Annotated in this window: 12 protein-coding genes; 5 read left to right on the top strand and 7 right to left on the bottom strand. The window is 45.9% G+C overall.

Annotation, left to right across the window (positions count from 1 at the left end):
• Nucleotides 1-3 precede the first annotated feature (3 nt).
• Entirely contained in the window at nucleotides 4-1,686 is a 1,683-nt protein-coding gene (locus ACN0VI_RS01100) for a serine hydrolase domain-containing protein (protein WP_417445469.1), read from the bottom strand.
• A gap of 527 nt (nucleotides 1,687-2,213) precedes the next feature.
• On the opposite strand from ACN0VI_RS01100, the gene ACN0VI_RS01105 reads away from it, so the two are divergent.
• From ACN0VI_RS01105 to murI, 3 genes are read left to right on the top strand one after another with little or no spacing between them, the layout of a single operon-like run.
• Nucleotides 2,214-2,804: a TRAP transporter small permease subunit gene (locus ACN0VI_RS01105; protein WP_417445470.1), complete on the top strand. Its 591-nt coding sequence runs from the start codon at nucleotides 2,214-2,216 to the stop codon at nucleotides 2,802-2,804.
• The gene (locus tag ACN0VI_RS01110; RefSeq protein WP_417445471.1) at nucleotides 2,797-4,185 is read left to right on the top strand and encodes a TRAP transporter large permease; all 1,389 of its coding nucleotides are present in this window, start codon (nucleotides 2,797-2,799) and stop codon (nucleotides 4,183-4,185) included. Before ACN0VI_RS01105 ends, ACN0VI_RS01110 begins: the two co-directional genes overlap by 8 nt.
• Before the next feature lie 15 nt (nucleotides 4,186-4,200).
• The gene (gene murI / locus ACN0VI_RS01115) at nucleotides 4,201-5,016 is read left to right on the top strand and encodes a glutamate racemase (RefSeq protein ID WP_417445472.1); all 816 of its coding nucleotides are present in this window, start codon (nucleotides 4,201-4,203) and stop codon (nucleotides 5,014-5,016) included.
• Nucleotides 5,017-5,063: 47 nt separating this feature from the next.
• Here the strand turns inward: murI and ACN0VI_RS01120 are convergent, their stop codons facing one another.
• On the bottom strand, nucleotides 5,064-6,170 hold the full coding sequence (locus tag ACN0VI_RS01120; RefSeq protein WP_417445473.1) for a TRAP transporter substrate-binding protein: 1,107 nt from the start codon (nucleotides 6,168-6,170) through the stop codon (nucleotides 5,064-5,066).
• Between the two features lie 134 nt (nucleotides 6,171-6,304).
• On the opposite strand from ACN0VI_RS01120, the gene ACN0VI_RS01125 reads away from it, so the two are divergent.
• Nucleotides 6,305-7,036 carry a 2OG-Fe(II) oxygenase gene (locus ACN0VI_RS01125; RefSeq protein WP_417445474.1) on the top strand — a complete coding sequence of 244 codons (732 nt, stop codon included), beginning with the start codon at nucleotides 6,305-6,307 and terminating at the stop codon, nucleotides 7,034-7,036.
• Between the two features lie 57 nt (nucleotides 7,037-7,093).
• Here ACN0VI_RS01125 and ACN0VI_RS01130 read toward each other — a convergent pair whose 3' ends face one another.
• The 5 genes from ACN0VI_RS01130 to uvrD all read right to left on the bottom strand — a co-directional run bounded on the left by ACN0VI_RS01130 (nucleotide 7,094) and on the right by uvrD (nucleotide 15,275).
• Nucleotides 7,094-7,882 carry a hypothetical protein gene (locus ACN0VI_RS01130; protein ID WP_417445475.1) on the bottom strand — a complete coding sequence of 263 codons (789 nt, stop codon included), beginning with the start codon at nucleotides 7,880-7,882 and terminating at the stop codon, nucleotides 7,094-7,096.
• 231 nt (nucleotides 7,883-8,113) lie between these two features.
• Nucleotides 8,114-9,250 carry a S8 family serine peptidase gene (locus ACN0VI_RS01135; protein ID WP_417445476.1) on the bottom strand — a complete coding sequence of 379 codons (1,137 nt, stop codon included), beginning with the start codon at nucleotides 9,248-9,250 and terminating at the stop codon, nucleotides 8,114-8,116.
• Nucleotides 9,251-9,575: 325 nt separating this feature from the next.
• Nucleotides 9,576-10,709 (bottom strand): S8 family serine peptidase, encoded by a 1,134-nt coding sequence (locus ACN0VI_RS01140; protein ID WP_417445477.1) that lies wholly within the window; start codon nucleotides 10,707-10,709, stop codon nucleotides 9,576-9,578.
• A 239-nt stretch (nucleotides 10,710-10,948) separates the two neighbouring features.
• A complete protein-coding gene (locus tag ACN0VI_RS01145; RefSeq protein ID WP_417445478.1) occupies nucleotides 10,949-12,772 on the bottom strand; it encodes a S8 family serine peptidase in 1,824 nt (607 codons plus the stop codon).
• A 322-nt stretch (nucleotides 12,773-13,094) separates the two neighbouring features.
• Complete coding sequence (gene uvrD / locus ACN0VI_RS01150) at nucleotides 13,095-15,275, bottom strand: DNA helicase II (RefSeq protein WP_417445479.1); 2,181 nt, start codon at nucleotides 15,273-15,275, stop codon at nucleotides 13,095-13,097.
• 56 nt (nucleotides 15,276-15,331) lie between these two features.
• Between uvrD and ACN0VI_RS01155 the strand changes: the two genes are divergently transcribed.
• The gene (locus ACN0VI_RS01155; protein ID WP_417445480.1) at nucleotides 15,332-16,096 is read left to right on the top strand and encodes a 2-keto-4-pentenoate hydratase; all 765 of its coding nucleotides are present in this window, start codon (nucleotides 15,332-15,334) and stop codon (nucleotides 16,094-16,096) included.
• Nucleotides 16,097-16,120: the final 24 nt, after the last annotated feature.

Consider the following 16,120-nt stretch of genomic DNA (forward strand, 5'->3'; position numbering starts at 1 on the left):
ATGTTACTTACTTTTGGTAAGTACCGTGTCTTTACCATGCTGGGTGATGGTCAGCTGGTTTTTGTCGGCTTCGAAGTTGATGACGATACCTGCAAGCTTGAAGCGGAAGCGTGATTCGCTTTCGGCGGTTAGCGGGAACTCGGGTTGGCCGGTGGCTTGTCCGTAGAGGTTGCCTTCTTTGGTGCTGATTTCGAGATCAAGCGGGAAGTCGTCAGCGCCGTACACTCCAACATATTGTTCCAGCACTGTCTCTGGTACTTCAAAACCTTTGTGTTTTTTTGCGCCTTCTTTGGTGAAGGCATAACCTTGACCGCCTTGTATCAATACGAACTGGTCGATGTCACGGTCAAAACGCATTTCGATGCCGGCTTCGATGTATTCAAACTTGTCGTCTGGATAGGCGGTTAATGGGAATTCGCCCTGTCCTGTTGCCTGGGCATAAAGTTGCCCATCTTTGACGCTAAGTTTGATATCCAGCGGGAAGGTGTCGCTGCTGTAGTTACCGACCAATGGTGCGAGTTGGTCTTCAGTCAGATCAATAGGTTCGCCGAACTCGGGTTCTTCAACGGTTTTACCGTGATAGGCGTCGAGCATGGCTTCGTAAATTTCTCGCATGTCGTAGCGCAGGCCGTTGCTTAACAATACCACCGTTAGGTCTTTGTCAGGATAGTGGGCTAGGTGGGTTCTAAAGGCTTCGATGCCGCCATTGTGCCAGTAACCTTTAAGTTTATTGTCTTCTTCGCCATAGCTGGTTTCGAAGATGCCAAGCCCATATTTCATGTCCATGCTGGTCATGGTTTGCAGGCTTTGCTCACTGATTATGGTTCCATCAAACAGCAGATTGAAGAACTTATTCAGATCATCGGCATTGGACACCAATGCGCCAGCGGCTCCTGGAATGTTCATGTTCCACTGCGCCATCTTGCCCCACTTGCCTTTATATTCGAAGGAATCCACTTCGCCGTTTTTATTGTTGATGGTGCTGCCATAGTAGGTGTCATTGAGATCGTATGGCTGACTGATCCGCTCTTCGACTATCTTGGCATATGATTTATTTTCGATGTCTTCAGCGATAAAGCCTAGTAGTAAGTAACCACTATTGCTGTACTCTGCTTTTTCACCGGGCTCGAAGACCGAGTCAAAGCTTTCGATTCTCTTAACCAGGAAGTCTTTGTCTTTCGGTAGAAAGACGTAGTTGATGAAGTCTGGCTCGCCGGTGTAGTTGAAGATGCCGGATTGGTGATTGAGCAGATGCTTGATGGTGATCTTATCGGCGTTCTTTACCTTGGGATAAAACTTCGACAGCTTGGTGTCGAGTGTTATTTTGCCTTCTTCGATTAGCTGAAAAATAATCGTTGCGGCGTAGGTTTTGCTGATTGAGCCGATTTTATATTTAAGGTCGTGGTCTACGCTGGTTCTCCACCCTTTCTTCGCTTTTTTACTGGGTTGGATAGTTATTTGGTAGACCGGAGTTGTGTCCTGATAAATAACAGCGGTTCCCAGGAATCGATTCTCACCGGCTAATCGGTGAAAAAAGTGATCTAATTGCTGCTCGCTTTGCTCCGTTAATGCTTCAGCTGTTCTTTTGCTGCTTTCCTGGCTATTATTTCTAACGCTATCGGCGATTGCTAATGGGCTGGCTATGATGGCCAAACTCAGCAAAGCACTCTTCACTGTTGATTGCATAAGATTCTCCTTATTTTCCTTTATCTTTGTCTTTATCTTTATATTCCTGATGCCCTCTTCCGCTATTCTGTTAACTGATAACAGACCCGGAAAACGATCAGCTTCTGCTCTTTAACGCTGAACGGAACATTTTATTCCCATTACTTCTATCATGATATTTGTCCAATGTATAAAGTTGGTTCTAAATGTTACTTTATTACATTCTGAGCTATTGGATTTTTAGCTTCATTTGGAGTATCTTTATCAGCCTGAGTTTTTGCTTATTTTTTATCCACAACGTGAACATTTCTGTGGATAACTATGGTGAAAACTTTTTGGGGGAAACTGAGAAACGCATAATAAAACACCTATATAGGTTTTGGGGAATCTATCCTTCATCAATTTTCTCAGTATTTTCAGGCTATTACAAAGCCAACTAAAAGAACCTTATGAATATGCGGGTTTGTTAATATTTATTCAAACCTGTGGATAAGCCGTGCCTAAATTTTCATTTAGTGCTTAATAAACATAATTTAAGAGTCAGGATTATGGTCAAACGCCCTATTCTTGCGCTAATACACATCCTCGAAAGTTTTACTGAATGGACGGGCAAGCTAATCAGCTGGCTGACCCTGTTTATGGTGCTGGTCGTGGTTGCTGTTTTGGTCCTTCGCAACATCTTTGGTTTTAGCGCCATCCCGCTGCAAGAGTCCGTCACCTACATGCACGGCATCGTTTTTATGCTCGGCGCGGCTTACACCTTAAAGCACAGTGATCACGTCCGCGTTGATGTGTTTTATCACCGCTTTTCGCATCGCACCAAAGCGCTGGTCGATATGGTGGGGTTTTTAATTCTGTTGTTGCCGGTGTGTGTTTTCCTGATCGTTTATAGCCTAGATTACGTTATCTTCAATTGGAAGATTAAGGAAGGCTCCAGCCAGCCCGGCGGCCTGCCCTACCTCTATATCTTGAAAACCTTATTATTAGCGTTGCCGATCACCTTAATCATTCAGGGTACGGCCCAGTTCCTGCATAACCTTGCCTATTTATTGGGCTGGATGCCTCTGCCGCATGGTGTTGAGGAAGATACTCAATCCGCTCCGCAGGTGACAAGTGATAAGGAGCCAAAGCATGGCTGATTCTTTATTTACCTTAATGCCATTACTGCTGTTCCTATCAGTGTGTCTGGTTTTGCTATGGGGTTATCCAGTTGCTTTATCTCTGGCCGGTGTGTCGTTAATCTTTGTAGCCATCGGTGCTGCCACCGGCATGATCGAGCCAATTCAGCTTAACTTCCTGCCCGGCCGACTGTATAAAATTATGGAGCGCAGCACGCTCATTGCGGTACCGCTGTTTATCTTTATGGGGTTGATGCTGGAGCGGACCAAGATTGCTGAAGATCTGTTGGATTCAATGGCAACGCTATTTGGTAAGCTGCGCGGCGGCATGGGCTTTGCGGTTACCATTGTTGGTATGTTACTGGCGGCCAGTACTGGTATTGTTGGTGCAACGGTTGTGACCATGGGCTTACTGTCTTTGCCAGCGATGATTAAACGCGGCTACCAGCCTGAACTGGCGACCGGGGTTATTTGCGCCTCGGGAACTCTCGGCCAGATTATTCCACCGTCAATCGTGTTGGTTCTGTTAGGCGATGTGTTGGCTAACTCAATGACAGAAGCTAAAAGCCTTGGCTTACAGACCGACCAGGTCGCTTCTATCGGTGATCTGTTCATGGGTGCGGTGATTCCGGGCATGATTCTGGTAGTCGGTTATATGCTGTATATCGCTTTTGTGGCCTGGCGCAGACCTGAAGCCGCACCGGCGATTGAGTTCGATGACAAGGTGGATATGCGCAGTGTTATCTGGAAAGCACTGATTAATCTGTCGATGCCTTTGATTCTGATTGTCGCGGTATTGGGTTCTATTCTCTATGGTATCGCCACGCCGACTGAAGCTGCAGCGATTGGCGCTTTGGGTGCGCTTTTACTGGCTGTTTTGCGCCGTAAATTAACGCTCGCTCGTTTGCTGGACGTGATGCGCTCGACAGTTAAAACCACCAGCATGGTGTTCCTGATTTTAATCGGTGCTTCCATATTCTCGCTGGTGTTTAGAATGTATGGCGGCGATGAATTAATTCGACACTTCTTCACCGACCTGCCTGGCGGTTTGTTCACCGCACTGCTGATCATCATGTTGGTAATGTTCTTGCTCGGCTTTATTTTAGACTTTATTGAAATCACTTTTGTGGTCGTGCCAATCGTTGGCCCTGTTTTATTGATGATGGGCGCTGATCCAATCTGGTTGGGTATTCTGATCGCCATTAACCTGCAAACCTCATTCCTGACACCACCGTTTGGTTTTGCTTTGTTCTACTTGCGTGGCGTTGCCCCCAAGAGTATTCGCACCTCGCAAATTTATCGCGGCGTGATACCCTTTATTGTGATTCAAATTCTAGTGTTGGCGATGATTGCTGCATGGCCATCTTTAGCCACCTGGCTGCCCGCTTATGTCAGCGGTTAATTGAGGTGTATTGTCATGAGTAAGGCACCGATAGGTGTTTTTGATTCGGGCGTTGGCGGCTTATCGATTTTAAAGTCTATCCGCGAACATTTGCCCAATGAAAATCTGCTGTATGTTGCGGATTCTGCTTATGCGCCTTATGGTCGTTTGCCTAAAGATATTTTGCATAAACGCTGCATTCATATTGCTAACTTTTTTGTTGAACAAGGCGCCAAAGCGATGGTCATCGCGTGCAACACTGCAACTGCTGTTATGGCAGAATGGTTACGCAGTGAATTTGATATTCCTATCATCGCCATGGAGCCAGCGATTAAGCCAGCAGCATTCGCCACACGCACTGGCAAGATCGGTGTCTTTGCTACAGACCACACCCTGAAAAGTGATCGTTATAAAAAATTATTAGCGGAATATGCCAAAGACAAGAAAGTGTTTGAGTCAGCCTGTGATGGATTTGTCGAGCAGGTGGAAAGTGGCGATTTAACCAGCGTCAAAGCTTTTCAATTAGTTGAAAAATATCTACAGCCCATGATTGATGAGCATATCGATGTTCTGGTTCTTGGCTGCACTCACTACCCTTTTTTAGCACCACTGATGCGCCAAATTTCAGCACAACAAGTGGCCGGCAATCAAGAGTTACAAATCATTCATACCGCAGATGCGGTTTCCTTACACCTAACCAGGGTTCTTGCTGAAAATAACCTGCTCAACTTTAAAGATCAGGAGTATTCTTGTTACTACACTAGCGGTGATACAGATATTTCTTGCCAAGTTTTCTCTAAGTTACTTCATGAAAAAGTTGATGTGCTACCTTTCAATGGTGATAGTGCCTAAAAATGAAGGCGCCAATTGGCGCCTTTCATAGTCTGTGCTTTTGTATCTTATAGCCTTCCCTGGTAATAACTGACCTCTGATACCTCATGCCAGCTCTTGGCCTGATCGCGAAATGTTTTAAAGGATTTTAATATGCGCTGATCAAGTTCTGTTTTGGCCTGTTCTTCGATCATGGCATCTGAAATAGTCTTTAACTCACTGAGCACATCTTTTGGCAATTCTTTGAGTTGCACGCCATGCTTTGTCACCAGCGTTTGCAGTGCTTTATTATTCTCTGCGGTAAAGTGCGCGAGCATATCTGCGTTGGTTACACGACAGGCGTGACGAACGACATCTTGCAGATCTTGTGGCAATGCTTCGAAAGCTTCTTTATTGATCAGTGCTTCTAAGGTTGAACCCGGTTCTTGCCACCCTGGATAGTAGTAGTATTTCGCTGCTTTGAATAATCCAAAAGCTAAGTCGTTGTAAGGCCCTACCCACTCGGCAGCATCAATCGCTCCGGTGTCCAGTGAGGTAAAAACTTCACTACCCGGCATTAAGACCGGAATACCGCCTGCTCGTTTCCATACTTCGCCACCCAAGCCTGGGATTCTCATTTTCAGGCCTTTAATATCATCAAGCGAGTTAATTTCTTTATTGAACCAACCCGCCATCTGTACACCCGTATTGCCCGCAGGTTCAGGTATCAGATTAAATGGCGCGTACAATTCGCGCCACAACTCAATACCACCACCATGCAGTAACCAACCATTCATTTCCTGGGCATTAAGTCCGAAAGGTACCGCAGCGAAGAAAGGTGCCATCGAGAGCTTGCCCGACCAATAGTATGCAGCGCCGTGGCCCATTTGCGCAGCGCCAGTTGCCACTGCTTCGAATACTTGCAAAGCTGGAACTAGTTCTCCCGCTCCATAGACTTTGACCTCCATTCGGCCACCACTTAACTGCCCAATTAACTCGGCCAGATACTCAGCACCCTCTCCTAAACCTGCAAAGTTTTTTGGCCATGTGGTGACCATGGTCCATTTGATTTTTTCGCTACTGTTTACTGCTACTTGCCCGTCACTGCATTCTGTCGGCGCGCCCCCGCAGGCTGCCAAACCAGCCACTGCTGCACCAGCACCTAAAGCTCCAATAAACTTTCTTCTTTTCATCATTAATACCGTTATATGAGTTGTGTCATTGTGTACTACAAAAAAGGACTGGCAACAATTTACCTACTATACTAGGCTATGGCAACTTTGATTAATAAAAGACCAACATCAAATTTACAAATGGGGTTTATATTGGTATGTCCAGTTTTATAAATATTTACAAAGAGGCTCTCGATCCTGAGTTCTGCAAGCGCTGTATCGAGAAATTTGAGAATAGTGAGCATAAACATCAGGGCCAGACAGGTGCCGGTGTCGATAAAATCAAGAAGAATAGTACCGACATTACCTGCACCAGCTTTCCGGATGAGTGGCAGGAAGAAATGCTTCACCTACAGAATGTAGTTTTACGCGGATTGATTCACTACGTCCGTCAATACCCCTTTCTCCTGGCTGGAGCGATATCGCTTCAGTATCAAAACAAAGATGGTGAAATGGAAAACCTGAGCTATGTTGATGTTGAGAAGATGGATGATGCCAGTCTAGGTGAGTTTATTAAAGCAGTTTACCGTCTTGGTCCGGTCAATATGCAGAAATATGATAAAGGCCAGGGTGGCTATTTCCATTGGCACTCAGAGCATTACCCACATCCAACTGATCCGCATCAGGATAGTCTGCATCGCAGTCTGGTCTGGATGTTTTATTTAAACGATGTAGAAGAAGGCGGCGAAACTGAGTTCTTCTACCAGCAAATTAAAAGTAAGCCAGAGCAAGGTTCTCTTGTTATTTTTCCTGCCGGTTTTACTCATACTCACCGTGGACAGAAACCAGTTTCTGGTGATAAATATATCTTCACCAGCTGGGTGCTTTATCAACGTGCGCAAGATATGTATGGCACCGCACCTCAAAATCAGCAAAAGCCACAACAATAATTACCTTCAGCCACAAAAAAAGCGCTCCTAAGAGCGCTTTTTTGTGTTAATTATTTATTAGTGATGATCAACAATGTCATCATAGCCTTCAGCTAGTGTAATGTGGTGAATCCACCAAGTACCGTCCGGTCCTTTAGCAACCCTTATTTGAGCACGGCCTTTCTGCCAGACTTTAATGCCCATTCCTACATCTGCAGCATTACTTCCACACTTCTTAGGGCCTCCTCGGCATGGTTCTTCGTTGCCTGAACCGTCTGCCGTTTCATACCCATCGTCATGGCTGTACATCTGAGTTAGCAACTGTCTATCGTGTGAGTTGGGCCATTGGCTGTTTGGATCATTGGAATAATCCATGCAAGTTTGCTGGCTCGAACCGTCTTCCGATGTATGACCTAAACCATACACATGCCCTATTTCCTGGCACATTACATGATTACGATAGGCAACAGATGATGATGCAAGGTAACTATCATTCATCTTAGCTGTACCCTTTACAATGTGACCATTTGAATCTAAGTTTATTGAAGCTAATCCAGCCCAACCGTTGTACCCATAATTTGCGTTACAAACACGCATCTTGCCATCGGCTGCCCGACACTGCTTGCGGGTTCTACTCGAATCATCCTGCCCTACTTCATTATGTGCAATTGGTGTACCTTGCTCCCATTCAGCCAACGATTGAGTATAGGAAGCCTGCCAATCCGGGGAGACACTATCAATCACTGGCAGATTCAAACCATTCCCAAGTGTCGCCCAGTGATAGTCGGCCCATTGGTGGCCTGCTTTTGCAACTAAAGCAGCTGAACCCATCAGCGCTATAATGCTTAGTTTCGTAATTATTTTCATTTCCTTCTCCTTTGTTTGCTTTAAAAAGACTAATACCTAATGTCTTTAGGTTTAGGTCTTGCTAACCCTTATTTTTATAGCAACTGTTCAAAAAATAATCTGCTGATAGTTCACAGTTACTCATCTATTCTTTCAATACATTCATGATTTTACATTTTCAAAAAAAAAAGCGCTCCGAAGAGCGCTTGAATTAACTATCCATTAGTTATTATTTATTTTAGAAAACAACCCTTACAGATGAATAATCGGATCGGGATTGCCGTCTGGATCATTGCCGGCTGTACCATCAGTTGATGGATTGCCGTTTTTCAACATAATCACAGCACAAGCTGCTGGTGATGCCATTGAAGTACCTGACATCGTTGCAGTACCACCACCATTTCTTAGTGACAAAATACTAACACCTGGAGCTGCATAATCCACTGGTGGATTACCGTAGTTTGACCAGTATGGCATATTGTCATTCGAGTCAGTAGCAGAGATGGTATAAACACGATTTCCATTTGCGCGCGCTGGCGAATGATTGTTGGCGTGGTCGCCATCATTACCTGCAGCTAGCACGAAGAAAGCACCCGAGCTCTGAGCTGCAGCTTTTACCGCATCATCCAAGTCCTGGCTTACAGGACCACCCAAGCTCATGTTGGCACAATCGCCTGAATTAGCATTTGCCGCAACAAAGTCCACACCAGCGATAACACCAGAGTATGAACCTGAACCTCGTGAGTCTAATACTTTAACAGGAACCACAGTTGCGCCAGCTGCAATACCAACAACATCTTGCGAGTTATTAATTGCAGCGATAGTACCTGCAACGTGCGTACCGTGACCGTTACCATCATCTACAGAGGCATCTCTACCCTTAGTAAATGCCGTAAAACCGCGGCTTGCATCAACGTTCAAGTCTGTATGCTCAACGTCGATACCAGTATCAATAACCCAAGCTGTATAGCCTGCTCCGCTGACTGGACCACCTACGCGCGTGACACTCCATGGGGTAGTCTGGCCACCGCCACCACCACCGCCGCCACCTGGCTTGCCTTTAAAGCTAACACTTACTACACCATCTGGCGACATGCGTTTGATATTGGCATCGCCACCAAATGCTTTTTCAGCTGCGTGGCAAGGTGCGTTGACAGTGAAGCCTTTAATTGAGTTTTGATAAACGTGTCGAACAGATGCGTTGGCGCGTTGCGCTAAGCCTTTAGCAAGACCTTTTACTTGTGATGCATCAATATTGTCATGGAAGCTAACAATACAGCGATTCTGCACATTGAGTTCATCATTTGATGAGAACGTTGGCTCAACCGCTATTGCAGACGTTGAAAGGACCGCTAACCCAACGGCACTCGCGACTAGAGATTTTTTCATATACCTACCCCTTAGGATTTGTGAATTGCTCTATTTCTATATTTTTACGTACTGCTCATTTTATGTTCGAATGAACAGATTGCATTTTTATAGCAATCAAATTTTTATCGCGCAATCATTATTTTTTATATTGAGAACTGGACAAACCAATAATTTAATTTAATGCCAAAAGTGTCGACATGCTTTACAAAAACACCTTGTTTTGTAGTGTTTTGTAGCTATAGTTTGCAAAACGTACAGCACCCATTGGAACTTTGTTTTTACTTTTACAAAAAAAAGCGCTCAATTAAGAGCGCCCTTCCTACCCCAAAATATCCAAACTTATCTATAGATGGATGATTGGATCTGGATTGCCGTCTGGATCATTACCGGCTGTTCCATCAGTTGACGGATTACCGTTACGCATCATGATAACAGCACAAGCTGCTGGTGATGCCATCGAAGTTCCTGACATGGTTGTAGTACCGCCTCCAGCGCGTAAAGACAAAATACTGACACCTGGCGCAGCATAATCTACTGGTGGATTACCATAGTTTGACCAATATGGCATGTTGTCATTCGAGTCCGTTGCTGAAATAGTATAGACGCGATTTCCATTAGCACGAGCAGGAGAATGGTTGTTGGCGTGGTCGCCATCATTACCCGCGGCCAATACGAAGTATGCACCGGAGTTCTGAGCTGCTGCTTTCACCGCATCATCAAGCTGCTGACTCACTGGACCACCTAAACTCATGTTGGCACAGTCGCCAGAATTAGCATTCGCCGCAACAAAGTCAACACCAGCGATTACGCCTGAGTATGAACCAGAGCCACGAGAGTCTAATACTTTAACTGGAACCACAGTTGCACCTGCAGCTACACCCACTACGTCTTGAGTGTTATTCAGTGCAGCGATAGTACCGGCAACGTGTGTACCATGCCCATTACCATCGTCAACACCCGCGTCACGACCTGATGTAAATGCTGAGAAACCGCGGTTTGCGTCAACATTTAAGTCGGTATGGTCAACATCAATACCCGTATCGATAACCCAAGCGGTATAACCTGCACCGCTTACTGGACCACCCACGCGTGTAACACTCCATGGCGTAGTCTGACCACCGCCACCACCGCCACCACCCGGCTTACCTTTAAAACTGACGCTTACTACGCCATCAGGGTTCATGCTTTTCACATTCATGTCACCGCCAAACGCCTTTTCTGCGGCATGGCATGGAGCATTCACGGTAAAGCCTTTGATTGAGTTTTGATAAACGTGACGAACTGATGCGTTCGCTCTCTGCGCTAAGCCTTTAGCCAGGCCTTTTACTTGTGAACCATCAACTGAATCGTGGAAACTAACGATACAGCGATTTTGAACATTCAACTCATCGTTTGATGAATAAGTTGGTTGACTTGCCGTAGCTGAGAATGACACGACAGCCATACCAACAGCACTAGCTATTAGTGTTTTTTTCATATACCTACCCCTTAGTGTGTATATAATTCATGTTACAAGGATTGCTTTCAGAGCATTATTTTTTCTAATGAAAGCAAACTACTTATATCAACATAAATTGATACAATCAAACAAATTCTTACTTTTTGCATAGAGGTCTTACCAATAAGTTTTTCTAATGCATTTATGCATTGCTTCCATTTCATTTATGCATAAAAAAGCCCCGCCGAAGCGGGGCTCATTTTTACGCTAGTATTCGATTATAAATCGAATGATGCAGCACAAGTTGTTGTGCCAGACTCACAGATTGTGATGGTGTAAGTCGTACTCTTGCTTGCGCCAGAGTATGAAACTGCGCCATCATTTACCTGAGTATCATCTAGTACAGTAGTACCACCTGCAGAGATATTGATATCCACGTTAGCGTTTGAGAAACCACTCCAAACTAAATCTAACTGGCTACCACCTTTCGCACGGCTACCACTTGCTTGCAAATCACCTGCTGGTGGGTCAACTGGGTCCGTACCGCCACCCTGACAACCGTTTGCAGTGATGTAATCACTAGCTGCTTTCGCTTTAACGATACCGTAACCGAAGTAGTCATCACGACCTGCAGCACCTTGATCTTCCGCAGTTGCTTTTAACGCTTCGCGGATTTCAGTACCAGTACAAGTTGGGTGATTTGACCATACTAGAGCTGCCACCCCGGCTACTGCTGGAGTCGCCATTGAAGTACCACTCATGTAACCATAGTCACTAGCACCTGAACTGATGCTCGCGTTAGATGCGCCAAGGATGGCTGCACGATCTTCAAAAGCCGTACCAACCGCTGGAATGCTGGTTGTTACACCAGTGATATCCATGTAGATAACACCTTCGCCCGCAACATTATTGATAACAACCGCACCAATACCGCCTGAAGTACCACAGTTATTGATCTTGTCAGCAAATGAAATGTTGCCGCGGTCAATCACACAGATTTTACCGTTTGCACCTGAATCAACCGCTTCAGCTGTACCCATGAAGTAAGTCGAACCCGATACTGAACCTGTATTGTCGGTAGCTGCCGTTGGAACGCCAACGCCGTCAACGGTTAAGCTAGCAATTACAGCGCCGCCAGCTGGGTAAGTTGAAAGTGTATCAACACCACCGGCAGTTACTTCAACACCATAACCGTCATGAGTTTCAGTTGTCGCTTGTTTGCCGCGACCTGATGTTTTGGTGTTTGATGGGAACTGAGAGAAGCTTGCGATGTTGTTGTTAGCATCATTAGCACCAACCATCATCACTGATTTGTAGCCTGCAGGGAATGAACGAACGTTGTTGCCGTCGTTACCAGCCGCTGCCAATACTAAACCACCGTTGTTGGTGAAAGTGTTGAAGGCATTCTCTTCAGTAGAGTTAGCACCGCCGCCACCGAGTGACATGGTGATGATGTTAGCGCCAGCTTGCGTACATTTTTCAGCAGCGAAAGCCAAGTCAGATGAGTAACCCCAACCAGAAGCGTTGAATACTTTGATGATGTGCATTGGAACGCCTGGAGCCATACCAACAACACCGAAACCGTTATCAGCAGCACCAACTGTACCGGCTACGTGAGTACCGTGTGGGCCACCGTCAGTGAACCAATCGCCAGTACCTGAGTTGCTGGTACCTGTAATAACTGACCAATCAAAGTCAAAGTTCTTACCACCAGTTTCGCCGTCACCGCCAGCAATACCAGAATCGATCACACATACCTTTTGTCCTGGCATTAGTGATAATTGGTCTGCTTGAGATTGATAAATTGCGTAAGGTGTTAATTGTTGAGTGCTTGGATCGCCTGCGTCATCATTATAGATAGCCATTGGGAAACGTTTGTGGTCCGCTTCCATGGACTTGAAGCCTTTTTTGCCACGAATAGCGCTTTTGCCATTCTCGTCTAGCTCGGCTGCGAACCAGCCATTACCTTCTACTTTAACTTGATGACCTTTCTTAAGGCCTTGACCGTTGCTGTCATAAGAAACGATCACACGTTCAGCGTGTGCTGCCGAACCAAGCGCTAATAATGTGGCCGCGCAAGCCATCTTTACTTTAAAAGACATTAAACCTACCCCTTGTCTGGATAACTCTTTCCATCATTACTTAAACTATCTAAATAATGATAACTGAATTATTTGCTAAAATTATCGATCTCGCGATCGGCACTTCGCAAATAAAGTGCGTCCGATTAAAGCAAAGGGGTTTTAATGCCGTCAAGGAACAAAGGGGCTAATGTGACGAATTAGTTAAAATAATCCTTAATGTATTAAAATATGTCAGCAATGTAACAATAAGTAGCTGTAAAACTGTAAATTTTATTGACATTAATTGATAATGGCAGCTTGATTAACTAAAACTATTGCATTAGTTTTTCTAAGTGAAAGTCTAATTTACAGGCTCCAGCTTGGCATAAGCTAACATCAGCTTCTTCAAACCTTCTTTTTCAAAATTGATCTGAACCGAAGCCTGCGGGCCTTCGCCTTCATAGTTGATGATAATGCCGGTACCAAACTTTGGATGCTTGACCAGCTGGCCAAGATAAAAGCCTTCTGGGCCTTTGCGTCTGATAGGCGATTTGGGCGAACGATTAAAAACCGGACGTTGCACCTGAGTATTCAGGCGAACCTCAGTTAACAACTCATCGGGGATTTCACGAATGAAACGTGATTGTTGCGGATAGGTTTCGCGACCAAAAATACGGCGCTTCTCAGCAAAGGTCAGATAAAGTTGCTTCATGGCGCGGGTAATGCCCACATAAGCCAAGCGCCTTTCTTCTTCCAGACCACCCGGCTCATCAAGCGACATTTGATGCGGGAACAGTTTTTCCTCCACACCAGCGATAAACACCAAGGGAAATTCCAGACCTTTGGCCGAATGCAGCGTCATCATCTGTACCGATTCCTGATACTCATCAGCCTGAGTTTCACCAGCTTCCAGAGTGGCGTGAGCAATAAAAGCCTGTAACGGCGTCATATCCGGTAGTTCATCAGGCACCACTTCATCCGGATCAAACTCACGGGTGGCGTTGACCAGTTCTTGCAAGTTCTCTTTGCGCGCCTGACCTTTCTCACCTTTTTCCTTGCTGTACATTTCCAGCAAGCCAGAATGCTCGATAACAATATCGGTCTGCTCCCACAGATCCAACTCGGCGGTGCTCGACTCTAATTCATTGATCAGATGCAAAAAGCCCGACATGGCCGTTCTTGCCCGTGGCGGTAACAACTGCTCGACCACCATTTTATTGGCCGCCTGCCATAATGAAGTTTGTTCCTCACGGGCCTGTGCGCGAATCAAATCCACTGACTTTTCGCCAAGACCGCGTGCCGGTTGATTAACTACCCGCTCAAAAGAGGTATCGTCATCGCGATTGGCCATTAAGCGCATATAAGCCAAGGTATCTTTAATCTCAGCACGCTCGAAGAAGCGCAGACCGCCATAAATACGGTACGGGATATTTTTCTGCAACATGGCATCTTCGAGAATCCGCGATTGGGCATTACTGCGATAAAGAATGGCAATATCGTCGTAACTATTGCCCTGCTGAATCCAGTCTTCGATTCGCGCAGCAATAAAACGCGCCTCTTCCTGCTCATTAAATGCAGAATACAAAATAATTGGTTCGCCCTGATTACCGTCCGTCCACAGACTTTTGCCCATACGATCCTGATTGTTGGCAATCACCGCATTGGCAGCTTTGAGGATGGTTGAGGTGGAACGATAGTTTTGCTCAAGGCGGGAAACCTTGCAGTCTGGGAAATCTTTCTCGAACTGTTGGATATTCTCAATCCGCGCACCGCGCCAGGCGTAAATCGACTGATCGTCGTCGCCGACAATGGTAATGCGGTTGTTGTCGTTGCACAGCAATCGAATCCAGGCGTATTGAATAGCGTTGGTGTCCTGAAACTCGTCCACCAGAATATGTTGGAAGCGATCCTGATAGTGTTTTAATAAATGAGGGTTGTTAGCCCATAGCTCATAGGCTCTCAGTAGCAGCTCATTAAAATCTACCAGCCCGCCTCGTTTGCAGGCTTCTTCGTAGGCGTAATACACTTTGACCATGGTGCTGACAAAGAAATCGCCATGATGATGGATATCCCCCGGGCGCAGGCCATCGTCTTTTTTGGCATTGATAAACCATTGCGCCTGCTTCGGTGGCCACTCGTTATCATCCAGATTGAGCTCTTTCATGACCCGCTTGATGACTCGCAGCTGATCCTGTGCATCCAGAATCTGGAAGCCTTCCGGTAAGCCAACATCACGATAATGCGCACGCAACAAACGGTGAGCGATGCTGTGGAAAGTTCCAATCCACATGCCACGTGCCGGCATCGCCAACATATCCTCAACCCGACCCAGCATTTCTTTAGCGGCTTTATTGGTAAAAGTCACCGCCAGAATCGAATGCGCAGAAATACGCTCCACCTTCACCAACCAGGCAATTCGATGAACCAGTACGCGCGTTTTGCCCGATCCAGCGCCAGCCAACACCAACAGTGCTTTATTGGGTGCAGTGACGGCTTCTTTCTGGGCGTCGTTGAGGGGTTGTATTATGCTAGTTGCATCCATTAGGGTATGCTTACTTCTATTGAAAATAATCGGCCTATTGTAGGGAAAAAGCCACTATGAAAAAAGCATTGCTCAGCATTAGCCTCGTTTTCTCGACATTAGTTGTCGCATGCGTATCAAGCAACGGGCAAATAGAGAATCCAGCGGCCAACGATCTAGAGTCAGCCTATCAACTACAATATCAATTAGTTCAAAGGGTTGCCTATCCGATTATTGGTTATAAGGCAGGACTCACCAGCGAAGCCGGGCAAAACAAGTTTGGTGTCAGTGAACCCGTTGCTGGTGCATTATTTCAGCAAGGCCTCGCTTTTGACCGCTATGTCTATCTACTCAGCGACCACACCAACCTCATGCTGGAAACTGAGATCGGCTTTATCCTCAATCAAAACATCACACAATTGGTTACTGCCGAACAATTGCCCGCCATGATTAAAAGCGTGGTGCCCGTGATTGAGTTGCCGGACTTACGCTTCGAAAACCCCGACAACATCACAGGCCATGGTCTGATTGTGAATAATGTGGGCTCCAATAGCGTACTAGTGGGAAAACCTATTGATGTGAACAGCCTTGATATCAATCAAATCACAACTGAGCTAACCCGCAATGGTAAAACCGTTATTGAAGGCAAAGCCACCGATGCCATGGGCGATCAATGGCAGGCACTGGCCTGGCTGATCAATCGTAGCCTCAAATCAGGCTATCCAGTCAGCGAAGGTAATCTCTTGATCACCGGCGCTTTAGGCCCCATGATTTCAGCCGAACGCGGCCAATATGACGCTGATTTTGGCAAGCTGGGTATACTGGCTTTCTCGATCAGGTAGCTTTCTATAAAGAACATTTTTTTA

Source organism: Kangiella sp., assembly GCF_048265365.1.
Lineage (GTDB): Bacteria > Pseudomonadota > Gammaproteobacteria > Enterobacterales > Kangiellaceae > Kangiella.

Bases quoted from the DNA above. Each gene is read 5' to 3' on its own strand.
- ACN0VI_RS01135 (WP_417445476.1), bottom strand. From the start codon at position 9,250: ATGAAAAAATCTCTAGTCGCGAGTGCCGTTGGGTTAGCGGTCCTTTCA.
- ACN0VI_RS01110 (WP_417445471.1), top strand. From the start codon at position 2,797: ATGGCTGATTCTTTATTTACCTTAATGCCATTACTGCTGTTCCTATCA.
- murI (WP_417445472.1), top strand. From the start codon at position 4,201: ATGAGTAAGGCACCGATAGGTGTTTTTGATTCGGGCGTTGGCGGCTTA.
- ACN0VI_RS01130 (WP_417445475.1), bottom strand. From the start codon at position 7,882: ATGAAAATAATTACGAAACTAAGCATTATAGCGCTGATGGGTTCAGCT.
- ACN0VI_RS01105 (WP_417445470.1), top strand. From the start codon at position 2,214: ATGGTCAAACGCCCTATTCTTGCGCTAATACACATCCTCGAAAGTTTT.
- ACN0VI_RS01155 (WP_417445480.1), top strand. From the start codon at position 15,332: ATGAAAAAAGCATTGCTCAGCATTAGCCTCGTTTTCTCGACATTAGTT.
- uvrD (WP_417445479.1), bottom strand. From the start codon at position 15,275: ATGGATGCAACTAGCATAATACAACCCCTCAACGACGCCCAGAAAGAA.
- ACN0VI_RS01120 (WP_417445473.1), bottom strand. From the start codon at position 6,170: ATGATGAAAAGAAGAAAGTTTATTGGAGCTTTAGGTGCTGGTGCAGCA.
- ACN0VI_RS01140 (WP_417445477.1), bottom strand. From the start codon at position 10,709: ATGAAAAAAACACTAATAGCTAGTGCTGTTGGTATGGCTGTCGTGTCA.
- ACN0VI_RS01145 (WP_417445478.1), bottom strand. From the start codon at position 12,772: ATGTCTTTTAAAGTAAAGATGGCTTGCGCGGCCACATTATTAGCGCTT.
- ACN0VI_RS01125 (WP_417445474.1), top strand. From the start codon at position 6,305: ATGTCCAGTTTTATAAATATTTACAAAGAGGCTCTCGATCCTGAGTTC.
- ACN0VI_RS01100 (WP_417445469.1), bottom strand. From the start codon at position 1,686: ATGCAATCAACAGTGAAGAGTGCTTTGCTGAGTTTGGCCATCATAGCC.